This is a genomic window from Thalassobacillus devorans MSP14 (genome assembly GCF_000496835.1).
In the GTDB taxonomy this organism is placed as follows: Bacteria; Bacillota; Bacilli; order Bacillales; family Halobacillaceae; genus Thalassobacillus; species Thalassobacillus devorans_B.
On sequence record NZ_KI543237.1, the window covers coordinates 1,031,493 to 1,049,082 of the forward strand.

Consider the following 17,590-nt stretch of genomic DNA (forward strand, 5'->3'; position numbering starts at 1 on the left):
AATAACTTACTAAAACAATGGTTAAAAGTCAAACAAAGGATTTATTGCCTACAGGAAAATGCCCGCTTACCATGGTCTAACCTCTTCCTCCTAACAAAAAATCGCCCGGTACGACCCGATCCATTTCTACTCAGTAATTGTTTGTTTACACCTCTTGTATTAGGTCTTTAATGTTTTTTCCCCTTGGAAGTGGAGCCAGATGAAGAATCCCATCTTCCCCGGGTTCAGCTATCGTCATACAGCTTAAACCCGGCTTGCCATTAATCAGCATCATGCATGTGGTACATAAGCCGGTGCGACAGGAATAACGGTAGGCAAGGCTCGGGTCATGATAAAAGTAAATTGCATCAACTGCTTCAAGGACTGTCATACCAGATCTCAAATCTATTTCAAACTGGTCAGTTCGCATTTCTGAACGATCAATTTTAACAACAAGCTGGTTCATATCTCTCCTTCTTCCTGTACAGTCATCTTCCCATTTTCGATTTTAACGATGGTATGCTCTGCTTCTGTCAGTTGCGCTGGAAAATCCTTATTATAATGAGCCCCTCTGCTTTCTTTCCTCGTTAAAGCCGCTTCCACAACAGCGTGGGCTGTAGTTACCATATGCAGGGCTTCCACATAATCCACGATTTCTTTCGAGTAAAAATTCGGTGAACTCATTATTTTCACATGCGCTAACTTTTCCTCAATAGCATACAATTCCTTTTTTGCCTGGAGTAGTCCTTCGGTAGAACGTACCACTCCCACATATTTTCCCATAAGTTCTGAGACAGCTTTTTTACATGTATAGGAGCGTTCTGACCCTTGTCCGGAATTGGAAATAACGGCTATCAATTTATCTGCCTTGTTTGTTTGCAAGGGAACGTCCGCGGTTATGGAAGACATTTGGGTTATTTCCCTTGCTGCTGACATTCCAGCCCTTGCTCCAAAAACGACACACTCCGATAACGCATTGTTTCCCAAACGGTTGCCACCGTGCAAGCCACCGGCTGATTCACCGACAACATATAAACCGGGCATAGTGGAAGCAGCATTCCTATCAATCAATACCCCACCCATAATAAAGTGGGCAGCTGGTCCTGCTTCTGCCTGATGTCTTTCAAAATCCAACCCGCGATCCAGACATAATTGATATTCATGATGAAATTGCCGCTTCACTTCCTCGATATTTTCGGCTGCGTCTACCCATACTCCGCCATTAGGAGTGCCCAGCCCCCCTTCCACTTCGGAAGCGATTGCGATCGCTAATTTATCACGGGTCGTGTTTTCCATTGTCTCTGGCTCGTATTTTTTCATAAACCGTTCACCGTTGCGGTTATACAGTTTTGCTGAATGATAAAAGCTCAGGCAAAGACCGGAAAGTGATGGTGGATTGATTAAACTGACCGGGTAGAATTGAATTTGTTCCATGTCCACCAGAGAAGCACCAGCTGCTAAACTTAACGCAAACCCGTCCCCTGTGGACTGGGCGGGGTTGCTGGTGATTGGATAAAGCTGTCCAATTCCTCCAGTTGCAAGGATTACTGCTTTACAGCGAATCAAATAAGGTTTGTTTTTCTTTAAATCTAATACTACAGCTCCTGCCACTCTTTCATTCGCTTTTACAAGTTCAAGTGTAATGACATCACTCCAACGTTGGATATTGTTTCTCTTCCTTGCCTTTTTAGTTAAAACCTGAAGGATCGCAAGGCCTGTCTTGCCTTTTTTTGAACTTATGGAACGTGGCAGGGTGTGCCCGGATGTTGCGGCAACCAAAATATCGTTATGTACGTTTTTATCAAGTTTCAACCCCCATTGAAGCAAGTCTTCGATCCGATCAGAGATGTCCTGGACAAGTATATCTGTTAGGACAGGGCTGCTTAATCCCCTTCCGCTATCACTGATGTCTTCCCTATAAGCTTCTAAACTGTCTTCTGGATGACTCCAGCTCCCCAGACTGGCGATTTGAATCGCTCCCACCGTAGAGCCGCTTCTTCCAATGGCCCCTTTATCGATAACCAGGATTTGCTGATTTGATTCAGCAGCATACACACTTGCCGCCAGCCCAGCTGCTCCAGAACCTATCACAAGCATATCTGTTTTTACTTCATCCATCCTCATACCCCTCGATTCTTATTTCTTATTTTAGTTGAATGACTCCATGTACCAGGAGTTTTCACACTAAAAATCATACACTTTTAAAAAAAGCTTACCCGTCTATGGCAAGAGCCTGCTTTAAGAAAAGGCTGTAATCAACCCTGAAAAGTATATCTCATGGATAGAAAACAAATAGTATGATTATTACGTTTAGAGGAGGTGATTACAATTAACGCCCAAAGAGCACAGGATATTGCTTTCTCGTCCGATATGGCTAATGTAACCTATAACGGAGAAAGCGTCTACATCGAACACGTCGACGAAACCAATGGAACAGCTACCATCCACCCTCTTCATTCACCCGAAAATAAACAAAGCGTCCCTGTAGACAGTTTACAGGAACAGTAAGGATTAGAACCCGCCACGTAATGTAGCGGGTTCTGTTTTTTCATTTATAAACCACCACAACTTTCATCAGATTTTTTCGGTGCAAATTCGTCCCGCTCTCCCCCATCATCCAGCTCCTCAGAATACTCCACCCGATTTCCTTCACTGTCATCAAAGTCACTGTGGGTGCCTGGTTGTTCATTAAAATAGTTGTTTTCGCCAGGAACAAAGGTGTCTTTTTGCAAGCTGAATTCCGCTTGACCTGGGTGTCCCGTTTCAAGCTCTACTTCTTTCTTATCTTTCTTTTTTATTTCAGGTTCTTGTCGATAAGCCATATATTATCGTATCCCTTCTTGTTTAGCTTTTTTCTTTCCATGTTTATAATGGTACAAATAGTGGTGTTTATGTATTCATGGGGAAATATGAGGTTTTGCTTTCCGTCCAGCCATATGATACCTCTTAACTTCCCTTTTAACAGGTACATATTTTTTAATTTATTGCTTTAACTAAATTAAACTTCCCTGGAGGTGACATCCATTGCCAAAACCCAAGTTCAAACTAAGTACCATGATCATACTATTTGTCTGCCTCGTCGTCTTAGTTTCTTTATTGATTACGGATTTGCTGATTACAGACACGACAAGTGACAATATCGAAGAGCAGTTAGAAGAAAAAGCCATCATCGTTTCCCGTACAGTCGCAGCGTCTCAAGTGGTCAAAAGTGGCTTGCAGGATGAATCGCAGGAAAATAATATCCAGGATTATGCGATGACGATTCAGGACGCTGCTGATGTCATGTTTGTGGTCGTCATGGATATGAACGGCATCCGAAAATCCCACCCGGATCCGGAACGAATTGGCAATCACTTTGTTGGGGGCGATGAGAAGCGCGTACTTCAGGGAGAATCCTACACGTCCAGATCGACCGGTACGCTTGGAAAATCACTGCGTGCGTTTACACCAATTTACGACGAAGACCAAAATCAGATTGGAGCTGTGGCAGTAGGGATCTCGCTTCAGGCCGTGGAAGCGTCCATCCAGCAGAACCAGCAGCAGATTTTAATAGGGACTGTCATAGGCTTGATTGTTGGTATCATTGGCGCTTTCCTGCTGGCTAACTATATTAAGAAAAGCTTATTCGGCCTTGAACCGTATGCCATCGCAAGAATTCACGAAGAAAGGAATCAGATGCTTCATTCTGTGCACGAAGGGATTATCGCGATCGACAAAGACGCCACCATCGTGCTGGTAAACAGGTCCGCACGCCGGATTTTTCAAAAGGCGGGGTTGATGGAGCAAGAGCCGATCGGGATGGAAATCAATGAATTTTTACCTGGAACCCTGCTGGCTGATATTTTAACCAATCCGGAGCCAGATCTGGATGAAGAGCAAATTATCAATGGGGTATCGATTATCACCAACCGGGTTCCGATCGTCGTTAACGATGAAGTTGTAGGCGCCATAGCGACCTTCCGGGATAAAACAGAAGTCAACCAATTGGCCGAACAGCTGACAGGAGTGCAGATGTATGCCGATACATTACGGGCTCAATCCCATGAATTCATGAATCAGCTCCATGTTCTGCTTGGCATGATTAAATTAGAGGAATACGATCAAGTGAAAAGCTTCATCAGCAAACTCGTCGATCATCAGGCCCATGAGGTGGGAAATGTTACACGCTTCATAAAAGATCCAGCGTTTGCCGGCTTTATCATTGGAAAAATGAGCTATGCCCGGGAAGCCCATGTAGATTTTGATATCTACTGTGAAACTGAGATACCTGAACCTGCAGATCCAGCCCTGACACATGAGCTGATTACCATTCTCGGAAATATAGTTGATAATGCCATCGATAGCGTGAGTATTTCCAGGGAGAAAACTATCACACTTGAGCTTTCTTATATCGATGAATTGCTGACGATGAAGGTTTCTGACACGGGGACAGGGATAGCCGAGGAGAAACAGGAGGAAATTTACCGAAAAGGAGTTTCCTCTAAAGCAGGCCACCACCGCGGCTTTGGCCTCCATTTGGTCCAAACGAGTGTTGAACAGCTGGAAGGATCGATTGAAATGGATTCCTCTCCAGGACAAGGCTCGACTTTTTCAATTATAATTCCTTATGAAGCAGGAGGTGATGGCAATGATCCAGGTGCTGGTCGTAGAAGATGATCCGATGGTAGCAGCACTCAATAAGCAATATGTTGAGCAGATGGCAGGTTTCACTCTCAGTGGAGTTGCGTCCAATACAGATGAAGCAATTGACCATTTGGCTCGCGTCAAAGTCGATTTGATGTTGCTGGATGTATACATGCCGGGGTTGAATGGCCTTGATTTTTTGAAGCGAATTCGGGAACAAAATGCCGATGTTGATGTCATACTGATTACTGCCGCTTCTGATATTGAGCAGATACAGCGGTCTTTGCGGCTTGGGGCAATCGATTATTTGATCAAGCCATTCGAGTTCGACCGCTTCCAGGAAGCACTCCTGCAGTACAAAAATAATTATTATAGACTGCATAATAAAAGCAGCGTCAGCCAGCAGGAGCTGGACAGCCTATTCCAAAAGAAAAGCCGGCCTTTTTCCAATCAGGAGAAGCCACAGGAACTGCCCAAGGGACTTACGAAGAATACATTACAGACGATTAATGAATCAATTCTCGCCTTTGATGGCCAGGCTTTTTCTACTGAAGATATTGCAGAAGCGGCAAATATTTCGCGGGTGTCGGTAAGGAAATATTTAAAATTCCTGACCGAGATCGGTTATTTAGAGGAAGATTTGATATACGGAGTCGGTCGCCCTATCTATCAATATCGTCTCTATGAGGGAAAGCAGTATATTATTGATTCTTATTTATAAAGTTAAAGAGGGACCTTCCACATTCGGGAAGGTCCCTCTTTAACTTATTAATACCCGCCATTTGTTACAGGCCCAATCTTATCTTTCCGCTGTCTTTTTGGTTATCAATCAGGTCGTTTTTCTTTTTTCATCACTTCTGCTAATGATTGAGCATGTAACCTTTGCTCCTCATTTAGGTTATCGATGATATTGTGATAGTCCTCTTCATTCCAGGTTTGACTCAATTTATAGGAAGCTTGAACTTCCTCCACCTTCACTTTAAAGCCAACTATGCCTTTAATCTGCTGTTTGGTTTGAGTAGAAAGCTTTTCCCACAAAACTGGATATTCTCGGTGGCTTTCATATTTTTTCAGTAGCAGGATAAGATCTTCCTGCAACTCCTTGTCATCCATGATAGTTGCTGTACCATATACATGAACGGCCTGATAATTCCAGGTGGGAACATCTTCCTCCCTATACCAGGAAGAAGATATATAGGCATGTGGACCTTGATATATCACCAGAACACTAACACCCTCCATTGTTTTCCATTGAGAGTTCCCATATGCCATATGTCCAGTTATATAATAATTGTCTCCCTGTTTATGTAATTGCAAAGGCAAATGAGTGGCAATGGGTGTGCCTTGTTCTGCCGTAACAATTGTTCCAAAAGAATGCTTTTCAATAAATGCTCTGATTTCTTCAAAGTCTATAACTTTAAAATGGTTCGGGGTATACATAATCGTCCACCTTTCAAAGAGTTATTGAAGTCTTTTGGTCATTATGAAATCGGTTTGTTGTTCATCCCCCATATAAAAAGAATGCGCTCCTGTTTGCACAAATCCCATTTTCTTGTAAAAAGCAATCGCTTTTTCATTTTTTTCCCAAACACCCAGCCATACTTTGCTTTTATTATGTTCCATAGCAAACGTTATAGCTTTATTTAACAAAGACTTACCAAGTCCATGTTTTTGAAATTTATTCAATACATAAATCCGCTCAATTTCAAGAGAGTCATCATCCATTTCTTCTGACTGAGCATCATCTGTATTCACCTTTAAATATCCAGCTAACTCCTGATAATAATAAACAAAAAAGAACCTGGAAGACGTATTGGATAATTCTTTTTCTAATTGTGTTGAGCTGAATGCACTTTCCAAGTAGGCAGTCAGATTTTCTACTGAATTCTGATCTTCAAATGTTTCCTTAAATGTTTCACAACTAATGGTTTGAAGTGTGGATGAATCTTTCATCGTACACATCTTAATCGTGTTCGTCATATTGAGGCCCCTCTCCCTGATCAAAAAATCCTCTTGATGCTACTTATTAAACCATATTACCAGCCAGTAAACTATTAGCTTTATTATCTTTGCGTTTGTTATTTCAGCCTTAACAAGTCATCAAGATGATTCAGTTCTGAAGCAACCCGGCTGGTTGCTTTTTTTAATTACAATACTATCAATAGTTTCATAATGTGTGAAATTTGTGTGAAATTTCTTATTATTGAAACTACAAATTATTGAAAGCGTTTACGTTTTAATCCATTTAATTTTTAAAAAAGGAGTGGTCGAGATGGCTCAAACAGCCAGAGAACTTGAATACGCACGACAGTCGGAAGCTCAGGTCCCGGAAATGCAAACCGAAAAGAAAAAACTTAAGATATTTGAAATTCCGGTCCTATGGTTCGGGGTTTTTGCAGCGATTACCATTTTAAGTTTGTACACAGGCAGCCTGCCTGGTGGTATGATCGGCAGCTTGCTTGTCATGATGGTTTTCGGTGAATTGTTAGGGTTCGTTGGTGACCGTACACCAATTGTAAGAACCTTTCTTGGTGGAGGTGCTATCATCGCCATCTTCGGCGCGGCATTTATGGTCTATGCCGGATGGCTGCCGGAAGCATCAGTAACCTCCATGACGGAGTTTATGAAGGACGGCGGTTTTCTAAACCTCTATATCGCAGCTTTAATTACTGGAAGTATCCTTGGGATGAACAAAAATATTCTAGTAAAAGTAGGGTTACGCTACTTCCTGCCAATTTTCGGTGCTGTCATAGGCGCAACCGCGATTGCCGGACTATTAGGTACCCTGGTCGGATTCTCCCTCAGAGATGCGGTGCTTGTCATCACGATGCCGATTATGGGCGGCGGCATGGGAGCCGGGGCTGTGCCAATGAGTCAAATCTACTCCGAAATGATGGGGAACGACCCAAGCTATTATATTTCCATGCTTGTTCCTGCGCTTGCGCTTGGTAACGTATTCGCCATTGTGCTTGCCAGCATGCTTAACCTGCTTGGTAAAAAAGTGCCTTCCCTTACTGGTAATGGTCAATTGATCCAAGGATTCAATTACAAAGAAGAAAAACAAAATTACGATATCCATAAAATGGGGATCGGACTGCTTGCAGCTATTACTTTCTTCACTGTCGGTAACCTGCTGGGAGACTTAATTCCGCTTCACCCTTATGCACTGATGATCATTATCGTTGCGATTGCAAAAATTGCTGATATCATTCCAAAGAATGTCATTGATGGTGCTAGCCAGTGGTACAAGTTCGTTGCCAGCAACTGGACGCTGGCATTGCTGTTCGGTATTGGGATTGCCTACACAGATTTGAACACAGTAATCGAAGCTTTGACGCTGCAGTACATTTTGACTGTATTCGGTGTGGTATTCGGTGCTATCCTTGGTGCAGGCATCCTTGGTAAACTGGTCGGATTCTATCCGATTGAAGCAGCTATTACAGCTGGGTTGTGTATGGCTAACATGGGAGGAACAGGTGATGTAGCAGTACTTTCTGCTTCCAAGAGAATGGAACTGATGCCATTCGCCCAAATCTCTTCCCGTTTAGGCGGGGCGTTGATTCTGCTATTAGCCGGATTGATCATTCCACTGCTATCGTAATTACTTTACAATTACAATAGACCTGTGTATCCATTGATGCCGGGGCTGTCTTTGAATTTTTCAGAGACAGCTCCTTTTGTGCTTTAAATTTCAGAGGAATGTGGGGAAGAAAATGGACGTCATTCTAATCGTAATACCAGCTTTTATCATTTTTGCAGTAGGTTTTATAGGCCAAAAAAAAATCGGTTTTGACCGGAAGTCTATTTCTACGGCCGCATTATATTTAATGTACCCGTTCCTGGCTTTTCGTACATTTTATACAAATGAAGTAACCATCGATTATTTATACATTGTAATTTTTTGCGTTTCGCTGATGGTCCTTCTTATTTTATTAGTGGTTGCCATTTCTAAGATGCAATCCCAGTCGAGGTCAAAATCCTCTGCTTTGATTCTTGCCAGCGTGTTTATGAATAGCGGCAATTATGGAGTTCCAATCATCTTATTCGCTTATGGAGAAGCGGGGGTTGATTATGCGATCATTATGATGGTAGTCCAGTCCCTTTTAATGAACACGGTCGGACTTTATTTTGCAGCACGGGGCAGCAGTATTGCCAATCATAGTTTTAAAGATTCGCTTATAAAAATCTCCCGGATGCCTATCAATTATGCAGTACTCCTGGGATTGGGTACACAGATATTCAGTTTAAAAGTTCCGGAATTTATTATGCAGGCGGTCAATTTTATCGCAGAGGCGACGATTCCTACCATTATGATCGTCCTCGGTATGCAGCTGGCGTCATTGACCAAAGGAACGGTCAGATGGAAGGACATCTCCACCATTTTTTCAATTCGATTGATTGTCTCTCCTGTTATCGCTTTGCTTTTGACGATGATTCTGGGTCTGGACCCAACGCTCGCCAGTATCCTGATTATTCTGGCAGCCATGCCGACTGCCGCAAACACGACGATGTATTCCTTGCAATTCAATACCGAACCACAACTGGTATCCTACAGCACGCTGGTTACCACGGTTTCCAGTTTAATCACTGTGCCACTGATGCTTTGGCTTGTTGGTGCTGTATCCTAGCAACCTCTTTTTTCATGCTATACTAAAAGAAAAAGGAGGCGACTCAGTTGGTGGAACAAGTAGAATATGCAATACAGGATGTTTACCCCGATGACTTTTCCTGGTGCTATGGATGTGGAAGATTGAACAAAGCGGGGCACCATTTCCGGACAGGATGGGATGGTGACCAGACAGTGACGATTTACACACCCCGCCCGGAACATACTGCTGTTCCTGGTTTTGTCTATGGCGGTTTGACAGCTTCCTTGATTGATTGTCACGGGACAGGGTCAGCTGCTTTGGCATTACACCGAAAAAATGGGCACGAACCTGATGACGGCGAAGAAGCCCCACGTTTTGTGACGGCTTCTCTGGAAGTGAAATTCCTGAAGCCTACCCCGCAGGATATTCCGTTGAAAGCTGTCGGTAAGGTAGAAGAAATCGACCCAAAGAAGTTCAAAGTACATACAGAAGTGTATGCGGGAGATGTCCTTTGCTCCAAAGGAGAAGTTGTTGCTGCCCTGATGCCGGAATCCTTCGGTAAATAATTGATTTACACAGCCACTCTATTTATAGGGTGGCTTTCCTTTTGCAGGAATCCCCACACACAAATGGTTGGATTCCCTGATATTTCTTGTAAAACTATTATTATCTTAGCTTAATGTCAGTGAAACCTCTTTACAGGGTTCGTCTGTTAGACTAGGAATTGGCTTGAAAGCGACATGCTTCGACAAGCTCCTACAACACGAATACTCTCAAGGAGGAATTTCATGTACAAAACAAAGTTTTCGGTAAGCAAATATGTGGTTTCATCTGCTTTGGTTACGTCATTGGCATTCACGCCAGTTCTAAGTGAAGGGGCTTTTGCAAAAGCTGACCCCTCTGCAGGAGATACGGATACAAGCGTTTCAGATAATCAAGAGATAGAAACATCTTTTCTTGATAAAGGCGATCGCAGCCAGGAAGTAGAAGCACTACAAGCTGAATTGGAAGAACTGGGTTATTATACATATAACCTTGATGGGATTTTCGGACCGATTACAGAAGATGCTGTCAAAGACTTCCAGGCTGATCAGGGGCTTGCAGTTGATGGTATCGCTGGTCCAAACACATTGGCCGCATTAAACAGCACCGCTGATAATGAAGCCGCAGATACAGAAACAGTTTCCTTGGATGAAGATACTTCTTCCGATGAACCCGCTTCCTCTTCTGAAGTTGTGTCTATCGCTGAAAGCTTAATCGGAACGCCTTACGTATGGGGCGGCACTACCCCGGACGGCTTTGACAGCAGCGGGTTCATCAAGTATGTATTCGCGCAAGTCGGCGTCGAACTGGATAGAAAAGAAAGTGACATGTGGTTGAATAACGGTACTACTGTGGAGTCTCCAAGCGTTGGTGACGTCATCTTCTTCGAAGGTACGTATGACACCGAAGGAGCTTCCCACAGCGGTATCTATATCGGCGATAACAAAATGATCCACGCTGGATCTGACGGTGTGGAAGTAGCAGACATCACCATCGATTACTGGCAAAATCATTACCTGGGCGTCAAATCCTTTCAATAATAATTGAAAGTTTACACCCCGGGTCCTCCAATATCTGGAGGACCCGGGGTGTTATTTTATTTTTTCCATTCTTCTTTCAGCATTCCATAAACAACATGATCGACGTAATGGTCATACAGCCATTCTGCCTGCCGAATCCTTCCCTCTTCGACGAATCCGAGCCGTTCCGGAACTCCTCTGCTTTTTTTATTATCAAAAGCTGCCTTGATATCGACCCGGTTCAGCCTTAACTCCGTGAAGGCATAATCGGTCAGTGCTTTGACCACTCTTGTCATGATGCCGTTTCCCTGGTAATCCTCCCCTAGCCAATATCCAATGTAAGCTACCTTGTTCGTCCAGTCGATTTCGTTGTAACCAGCCGTACCTGCTATTTCTCCTTTATATAGGATGAAAGTGGTCAGGCTTTTGTTCTCTATGTACCCTTTTCTGGCTAATTGGATAAAAGCTTTTGTATCCACTACTTTTTTCGTTCCATCAACCCACGGCAGCCACTCACGTAAATAGCGGCGTGAACGATCGGTTAATTCAAAAACATTCTCTGCATCGGAGACTTCGGGAAATTTCAGCGAAATTTCTTCATCGATTTTAAATGTGAACATAGAACTCCCCCTTTTTTTATAGATAATTCTTATCATATCATCACTTTTACAAACAAAAACACCCCGGGTCCTCCAAAATTTGGAGGACCCGGGGTAATCACTTTTTTACATTTCTTGTTCGGTTGGGCGGACAACGATTTCATTGATAGCTACCTCGGCTGGTTCTTCCAGCGCGAAACGGATCGTTCTAGCGATGCTGTCTGGCTGGATTGCTTGTTCATATAAATCGTCGACACCAGACTTTAGATCCTCATCTGTAATCGTTGAGGTAAGTTCTGTAGATACAGCGCCTGGTGAAATGATAGTTGCCCGAATGTTACTGTTTTTCGATTCTTCCATACGCAGTCCATCAGTGATCGCCCGGACTGCAAACTTGGTTGCACTGTATACAGCACTACCCGGGAAAACAACATGCCCTGCAACAGAAGACAGGTTGATGATATGACCTTGTTTTCGTTCTCGCATGTGAGGAAGTACAGCGTTAATTCCATAAAGAACTCCGCGAATGTTTACATCGATCATTTTATCCCATTCGTCCACTTTTTGTTTATTTAAAAGGGATAACGGCATTAACCCTGCATTGTTCACCAGTGCATCAATTTGACCGAATTCTTCTACCGCATGTTGTGCTAATTGTTCCATTTCCTCTGAGCTCGTGACGTCGGTGGCCTTGTAAGTCGCTTCTCCTCCGCCTTGATTGATTTTATCTTTCAGCTCCTGCAAACGTTCTTCTCTTCTTGCTGCCAAAACAAGCTTGGCACCTTTTGAAGATAGTTCTTTGGCTGTTTCTTCGCCAATTCCACTGGAAGCTCCGGTGATAATGACAACTTTATCTTGTAAACCAGGCATTCCTATGCCCTCCTTTAGCATTCATTATATCAACCTACCTATTCCATTCCACGTACAATGGCGACTAAACCCATATCATGAAAAAGATCACAAAACAGGACAGCTTATCCTAAACAAAAAAATAGTTTTCTTTTTTGAAAGGTTTACGGTTTTATCGCATAGAATTAGTGTAAGAATAATATAAAATGTTGTATACGGAGGAGGGAGCAAATGGACAAGATTGCGGTATTTTGCGGGGCCAGTATGGGAGCATCCGTTGTATATGCGGAAGGGGCCAAAGCACTAGGAAAAGAATTGGCCAGACAAAATATAACCCTTGTCTACGGCGGGGCGAGTGTTGGTATGATGGGAACCATTGCAGACGCCGTTCTCGAGGAAAATGGACAAGCCATCGGGGTCATGCCCGGATTTCTTGATGAGAAAGAACATACTCACCAGCACTTATCCGAACTGATCGTGGTAGATTCGATGCATGAAAGAAAAGCGAAGATGGCAGAACTTGCTGATGGCTTTATTGTAATGCCCGGCGGAGCAGGAACAATGGAAGAGTTCTTTGAAATTTTCACCTGGGCCCAACTCGGGCTTCATCGAAAACCGTTCGGCCTCTATAATGTGAATCAGTATTATCAGCCACTTGTTGCATTATTCAATCATATGGCCAAAGAGAGATTCCTGGCGGAAGAACACCGGACGATGGCCTTAGTCGATGACAATGCGGAAGGTTTGGTAAAACAGCTTCAACTATACAATGTTCCACGTGAAACAAAAACCTATATATCGGAAGAACAAACATAAAAATACAGACCAGCACGAATGCGGTCTGTATTTTTTAAATAGTCTACCTTTAGAATCCATAATTTTGATCACGATCGGTCAACGGTATATCATAATATCGGTCAGCGTCAATTTCGTAAACATCTCCGGATGCTACCTGATTGATGATCCCATAAACACCCTGCTCAACAGCTTTGACCAGCTGTCCCCGTTTCTTTTGACCATAGCTTTGGGTCTGACCAGTAACTTCAAACAGGACGGCCCCGCTTCCGTTCAAAGCAAATGAACCAAGCGCAGTTCCAGGAAGGTCAAGGTTTTGCGGATACAGAGTGATGTTATCGAACGGAGAACTTCCTCGCTCCTGCAGCGCATCGTATGCAGCAACATTCAACTGCCTGGAAAACTCAAAATCATAAGTGTCGGCATACTCGCTATATTCTTTCCCTTCTTCGCTGTCAGGGTGCGGAATAAAGTCACCGGAGATGGAAAGGGTGACTTTGTCATCGCTGCCTTCCACGTAATATTCACCCTGATGGTGAAGGTCGACGAATACATCTACTTTACCGTACTCTTCCATCAAACCTTTGTAAACATCCCGTACCGTCTGGGCTTCCGGTGTAATGTACCATCCCGGCTGACTGGAATCGGCGGGAAAATCGTCTGCATTTGGGACGTAGTCTAAGTCAGGGTTGAAGTCACGATTGACATCGAAACCTGGCTGGGAAGCATAATCCCAATAGCGGTTTGTATACGTATAATAGTTCCAGGATGGCTCAGCATCTTCAAGCTGCGGAAAATCTTCCACCACCTCATCCCATGTCATATCGTTCCCCCGGCGATTTAACTCCGTTGCATCCGGGTTGATCATAGGCATCGCTACAATGGTTACCTCTTCGCGCAGCTGTTTCATGTCAGGTGAATTACTGGACCCGATGTTTTGCAGCATATTCAGTAAGGCAGCTGTTCCTGTCTTTTCATTTCCATGAATTTCACTTTGAAGCAGGAGAACTTTTTCGCCAGTTCCTACAGTCGCCGTATAGATTTCACGCCCCTGGTTGGAATAGCCGGCTACCTCTACATTGACGGTACCCTGGCTGCTCTTTTCAATTTGGGCCAGTTTGTTGCTTAATTCAGCATGACTGATAAAACCATTGATTGCATACTCCTGATTGATCGGTGTTCCTGGATTTGTCCCATGAGAGTCGGCATAAACAGGAGCGGCAAGACCAGCCGTCAGGACAACAGAACTGCATAGCAAAGCGAACTTGTTCTTTTTCGTCAATGAAATTCCTCCTCATAAATTCAGAATATTCTACTTTATTCTTTCTTTTTCTTCCGTTTCCTTTGTAAAATTAAAAAAACAGAACGTTAGTCCGATAAAGATAGGACGTAACGACCATGGGATATATGAAAGGCGAATATGTCTATCTGTATAATAATAGTAGATATACAAAAAAAGGAGAGATTCTTATGGTACAAACCAATATTGGCCTGGCAGGCATCGGTAAACTTGGAAGCGCGATGATGGGCCAATGGGCGAAACATAATATTTCCATTGGTGTCTATCACCCTGATCAGGCGAAAGCAGAAAGTTTCATCAGCAACTATACGAATGGTTTCCTGTTAAAAGAAACAGACATCACGAAATTGGACGTCATGCTCTTAGCGCTTCCGGCTAACCGGATCATTCCATTTCTCCAGAAGAGGAAAGACACGGATACCCTATTCATCAACATGGCCACTTCGTTAAGTACTGATGAAGTTAAAAGGGGGCTTCCAGAAAAGAAGGTTGCAGGTTTGAAGTTCATGGGACATGCTACGGACTTAAAAGAACACGGAAATGGCCTGTTTATCACCGGGCAACAGCTTCCTGCAGCACTTTTGAATGTTTTTCGTTACATCGGGGAAGTAAAAAAAGATGATGAAGACGTAGTGATCAACGTCAATAAAATGGCTACTTACCAGGCAATCAAAGCAGCCGTTGAGATTGAAAAAGAATTTGAAAGAAACAACCTTCCGATGGATTATAAAGAAAGAGCCTTAACCTCCCTGGCCCCGGAAGTAATTCGCTCCTACAGTAAAGGGAAACTCGGCCACTTCGGCCAGGAGATTGCCAAAGAGTTCAAAGGGAAACTTTAAATTTGTTTCACGTGGAACACAAAAAAGGAAGACGCTACCTTTAGTGGCGTCTCCTTTTTTTGCTGGGTCATTTTGGTTTGAAATTGTTAAGTGCATACTTTTTCATGATCATTTTATCCGGAAAATCAATATAAGGATTACGATTGCCCTGGATTTCCTGGATTGCATGATTGCGGTGGCGTTCATAGATGGTCGGCGGATATTTCAGGTGCCATGCCTGCAGCAGTCCAGCATCGATCGTCTTCAAATGGGGAGCTTCGATTTTATCAGGATAGCGAAGCAGGAAGTAAAGCACTGCCCTTGCCACAGTCCCTTTAGCATGCTCCGGCTCGAATAATTCATCTTCCGCTTTTCCACATGCTTTTTCGATTCGTGTGACTTCCATCTGGTTCGGGTCATAATCGGGAAAGTCGTGGTAAGGATAATTGCTCCGGATCGAGTTACAGACCGGATCGCATGTAAACAATTGATGGATATCTCCCCGCATTGGTTCTCTGGCATCATACCAGGATTGAGGCACGGTGTGTTCACAGTTATATTTGAAGTCGGCAGCAATCCGCATCAACTGTGCTGCTTCCTGATCCTTATCTATCTTATTCATTTCCCTTTCCCGCTTCAAAGAAGCTTCATAGTCTTCCTTGATTACTTCTTCCGCGTCACGCTGGTTTCCCGAATAGACACTCCTGAGCGATCCATCCGGGCGTAGATCCACCCATGGATACACATATTCACTCGGATCATAACGAACCTGCCTGGTATGCGTTTCTTCCAGCAGGCGGCCCAGTGTTTGAAATAGTTCTTCCTGATTCTCCTGGTCGAAATCAATATTCCGGTAATATTCAGCTATGGATTGCTGGTCTTTTTCGTTATCATAGTAAGCTTTTTCATCATTTTGTACTTGCTTTTTATTCGTTCTAGTCCTTGTTAGAATCGTTTGAATACGCATAAGGTTTGTAGTTACAGATAAAAGCTCATCTTTTGATTGTGGATGGAACTTCGACACTTGCATCCCTCCTGAAGCAGTAGGTAATTTCCTCGGAGCCCCTCCAAATATACCGCAGACCCCTGTAATAAATTCTCATCGTCCAGTTCTTTTGCCAAGCACTCCCTCTGCGAGACGTTACTATATAATAGATTCTCTCCTTATTCCATATTTCCTCCATCAAATAATAGCAGCCCCTGGGGTCACCCCGGGACATCCAGATTATGGGAGATACGGTGCAGGATATATGATATTTGTCATGTATCGTACCTGACGTTTATGTCTTACAACTATGACACAGATTCTTTATGATAAAGGTGGCGTAATTAAAAGCCGTTCAAAAAAGTATGTATCATAAGGAGTTAATTCCATGACAAATCAAAAAAAACAAGCACAATTAAGAAAAAATGTCTCTGCTTTTGCTAAACCTGATACGCTGGCTGGAATCAGGCAGCTGATTAACACCCTGGCGCCATTCTTCCTGCTATGGTTCCTTGCCTACCAGAGCTTATCCGTTTCTGTGTGGCTGACCGTAGCCCTGGCCAGTGTTGCAGGCGCGTTTGTAGTCCGGATGTTCATCATCTTCCATGACTGTACCCACCAATCGTTCTTTAAAAGCAGCAAAGCAAACCGGATCATTGGCACCATTACTGGTATCCTTACGATGTTTCCATTTGAGAAATGGAAACGGGAACACGCGATTCACCATGCAACCAGTGGGAATTTAGATAAACGTGGCACCGGTGACATTTGGGTAATGACCGTCGAGGAATATAAAGAAGCAAATGTATGGCAGCGCCTGGCTTATCGGATGTATCGTAACCCATTCGTGATGTTTGGTCTTGGACCTTTTTTCTTGTTCTTATACTCCAACCGCTTCAACCGGAAAGATGCGAAGCGAAAAGAGCGTATGAATACCTATTTGACTAACGCTTCTATTGCAGTCATCTATTCCCTGCTCATTTGGGCAATCGGCTGGCAGGCATTCCTGATCATTCAAATCCCCGTCCTTTATGTAGCAGGTTTTCTGGGCATCTGGTTATTTTATGTCCAGCATCAATTTGAGGATTCCTACTTTGAAGAAGAAAGTGACTGGGACTTTGTGAAGGCAGCCGTAGATGGAAGTTCTTATTATAAGCTTCCGAAAGTGCTGCAATGGATATCCGGCAGTATCGGATTCCACCATGTCCACCACTTAAGCCCGAGGGTCCCTAACTATCACCTGGAAGAAGCGCACGAATCAACACCTCCGCTTCAAAAAGCGACCACCATTACGATCGCTTCCAGTTTAGAATCGATCCGCTTCCGCCTTTATGACGAGAAAAACAAAAAATTCATCAGTTTTAAAGAAATGAAGCAGCAATTACGAAAGCCTGCAGCAAGTACTAACATGGCGCACAAACAGCCAAGCTTTCAACAAAAATAATTCAAAGACACCCATTCATACAGCATGGAATGGGTGTTTTGCTGTAA

General features: G+C 43.5%; 19 protein-coding genes. 10 read left to right on the forward strand and 9 right to left on the reverse strand.

What is annotated here, in order from left to right:
* Nucleotides 1-145: 145 nt before the first annotated feature.
* Both P855_RS21115 and P855_RS0115220 read right to left on the reverse strand, forming a co-directional pair.
* Nucleotides 146-445, reverse strand: a complete 300-nt coding sequence (locus tag P855_RS21115; protein ID WP_028784376.1) for a 2Fe-2S iron-sulfur cluster-binding protein — start codon at nt 443-445, stop codon at nt 146-148.
* A complete protein-coding gene (locus P855_RS0115220; protein ID WP_028784377.1) occupies nt 442-2,097 on the reverse strand; it encodes an L-aspartate oxidase in 1,656 nt (551 codons plus the stop codon). Before P855_RS0115220 ends, P855_RS21115 begins: the two co-directional genes overlap by 4 nt.
* Nucleotides 2,098-2,307: 210 nt before the next feature.
* Between P855_RS0115220 and P855_RS21870 the strand changes: the two genes are divergently transcribed.
* Nucleotides 2,308-2,487, forward strand: a complete 180-nt coding sequence (locus P855_RS21870) for a small acid-soluble spore protein H (RefSeq protein ID WP_084315734.1) — start codon at nt 2,308-2,310, stop codon at nt 2,485-2,487.
* Between the two features lie 44 nt (nt 2,488-2,531).
* Here the strand turns inward: P855_RS21870 and P855_RS0115225 are convergent, their stop codons facing one another.
* The gene (locus P855_RS0115225) at nt 2,532-2,801 is read right to left on the reverse strand and encodes a hypothetical protein (protein ID WP_028784378.1); all 270 of its coding nucleotides are present in this window, start codon (nt 2,799-2,801) and stop codon (nt 2,532-2,534) included.
* A 202-nt stretch (nt 2,802-3,003) separates the two neighbouring features.
* Between P855_RS0115225 and dcuS the strand changes: the two genes are divergently transcribed.
* A complete protein-coding gene (dcuS, locus tag P855_RS0115230) occupies nt 3,004-4,635 on the forward strand; it encodes a DcuS/MalK family sensor histidine kinase (RefSeq protein WP_028784379.1) in 1,632 nt (543 codons plus the stop codon).
* Nucleotides 4,607-5,323, forward strand: coding sequence for a response regulator (locus P855_RS0115235; RefSeq protein WP_028784380.1), 717 nt, complete (start codon nt 4,607-4,609; stop codon nt 5,321-5,323). Before dcuS ends, P855_RS0115235 begins: the two co-directional genes overlap by 29 nt.
* 104 nt (nt 5,324-5,427) lie before the next feature.
* Here the strand turns inward: P855_RS0115235 and P855_RS0115240 are convergent, their stop codons facing one another.
* Both P855_RS0115240 and P855_RS0115245 read right to left on the reverse strand, forming a co-directional pair.
* Nucleotides 5,428-6,042: an FMN-binding negative transcriptional regulator gene (locus tag P855_RS0115240; RefSeq protein ID WP_028784381.1), complete on the reverse strand. Its 615-nt coding sequence runs from the start codon at nt 6,040-6,042 to the stop codon at nt 5,428-5,430.
* Between the two features lie 21 nt (nt 6,043-6,063).
* Entirely contained in the window at nt 6,064-6,582 is a 519-nt protein-coding gene (locus P855_RS0115245) for a GNAT family N-acetyltransferase (RefSeq protein ID WP_028784382.1), read from the reverse strand.
* Nucleotides 6,583-6,934: 352 nt separating this feature from the next.
* Between P855_RS0115245 and P855_RS0115250 the strand changes: the two genes are divergently transcribed.
* The 4 genes from P855_RS0115250 to P855_RS0115265 all read left to right on the forward strand — a co-directional run bounded on the left by P855_RS0115250 (nt 6,935) and on the right by P855_RS0115265 (nt 10,774).
* Nucleotides 6,935-8,203 carry a 2-hydroxycarboxylate transporter family protein gene (locus P855_RS0115250; RefSeq protein WP_051353277.1) on the forward strand — a complete coding sequence of 423 codons (1,269 nt, stop codon included), beginning with the start codon at nt 6,935-6,937 and terminating at the stop codon, nt 8,201-8,203.
* A gap of 112 nt (nt 8,204-8,315) precedes the next feature.
* Entirely contained in the window at nt 8,316-9,230 is a 915-nt protein-coding gene (locus P855_RS0115255; RefSeq protein ID WP_028784384.1) for an AEC family transporter, read from the forward strand.
* A 47-nt stretch (nt 9,231-9,277) separates the two neighbouring features.
* Nucleotides 9,278-9,757 (forward strand): PaaI family thioesterase, encoded by a 480-nt coding sequence (locus P855_RS0115260; protein ID WP_028784385.1) that lies wholly within the window; start codon nt 9,278-9,280, stop codon nt 9,755-9,757.
* Nucleotides 9,758-9,979: 222 nt separating this feature from the next.
* Complete coding sequence (locus P855_RS0115265) at nt 9,980-10,774, forward strand: NlpC/P60 family protein (RefSeq protein WP_028784386.1); 795 nt, start codon at nt 9,980-9,982, stop codon at nt 10,772-10,774.
* Nucleotides 10,775-10,830: 56 nt separating this feature from the next.
* On the opposite strand, the gene P855_RS0115270 is transcribed toward P855_RS0115265, so the two are convergent.
* Both P855_RS0115270 and P855_RS0115275 read right to left on the reverse strand, forming a co-directional pair.
* The gene (locus tag P855_RS0115270; protein WP_028784387.1) at nt 10,831-11,373 is read right to left on the reverse strand and encodes a GNAT family N-acetyltransferase; all 543 of its coding nucleotides are present in this window, start codon (nt 11,371-11,373) and stop codon (nt 10,831-10,833) included.
* A 105-nt stretch (nt 11,374-11,478) separates the two neighbouring features.
* Nucleotides 11,479-12,222 (reverse strand): SDR family oxidoreductase, encoded by a 744-nt coding sequence (locus P855_RS0115275; RefSeq protein WP_028784388.1) that lies wholly within the window; start codon nt 12,220-12,222, stop codon nt 11,479-11,481.
* A 210-nt stretch (nt 12,223-12,432) separates the two neighbouring features.
* On the opposite strand from P855_RS0115275, the gene P855_RS0115280 reads away from it, so the two are divergent.
* Nucleotides 12,433-13,017, forward strand: a complete 585-nt coding sequence (locus P855_RS0115280; RefSeq protein WP_028784389.1) for a TIGR00730 family Rossman fold protein — start codon at nt 12,433-12,435, stop codon at nt 13,015-13,017.
* A gap of 49 nt (nt 13,018-13,066) precedes the next feature.
* Here the strand turns inward: P855_RS0115280 and P855_RS0115285 are convergent, their stop codons facing one another.
* Nucleotides 13,067-14,278 carry a M14 family zinc carboxypeptidase gene (locus P855_RS0115285; RefSeq protein ID WP_028784390.1) on the reverse strand — a complete coding sequence of 404 codons (1,212 nt, stop codon included), beginning with the start codon at nt 14,276-14,278 and terminating at the stop codon, nt 13,067-13,069.
* 188 nt (nt 14,279-14,466) lie between these two features.
* Here P855_RS0115285 and P855_RS0115290 point away from each other — a divergent pair, with 188 nt between their 5' ends.
* A complete protein-coding gene (locus P855_RS0115290; RefSeq protein WP_037986109.1) occupies nt 14,467-15,135 on the forward strand; it encodes an NAD(P)-binding domain-containing protein in 669 nt (222 codons plus the stop codon).
* Nucleotides 15,136-15,202: 67 nt separating this feature from the next.
* Here the strand turns inward: P855_RS0115290 and P855_RS0115295 are convergent, their stop codons facing one another.
* Nucleotides 15,203-16,138: an endonuclease I family protein gene (locus tag P855_RS0115295; RefSeq protein WP_028784392.1), complete on the reverse strand. Its 936-nt coding sequence runs from the start codon at nt 16,136-16,138 to the stop codon at nt 15,203-15,205.
* A gap of 349 nt (nt 16,139-16,487) precedes the next feature.
* Here P855_RS0115295 and P855_RS0115300 point away from each other — a divergent pair, with 349 nt between their 5' ends.
* Nucleotides 16,488-17,543 carry a fatty acid desaturase gene (locus P855_RS0115300; RefSeq protein WP_028784393.1) on the forward strand — a complete coding sequence of 352 codons (1,056 nt, stop codon included), beginning with the start codon at nt 16,488-16,490 and terminating at the stop codon, nt 17,541-17,543.
* Nucleotides 17,544-17,590 lie beyond the last annotated feature (47 nt).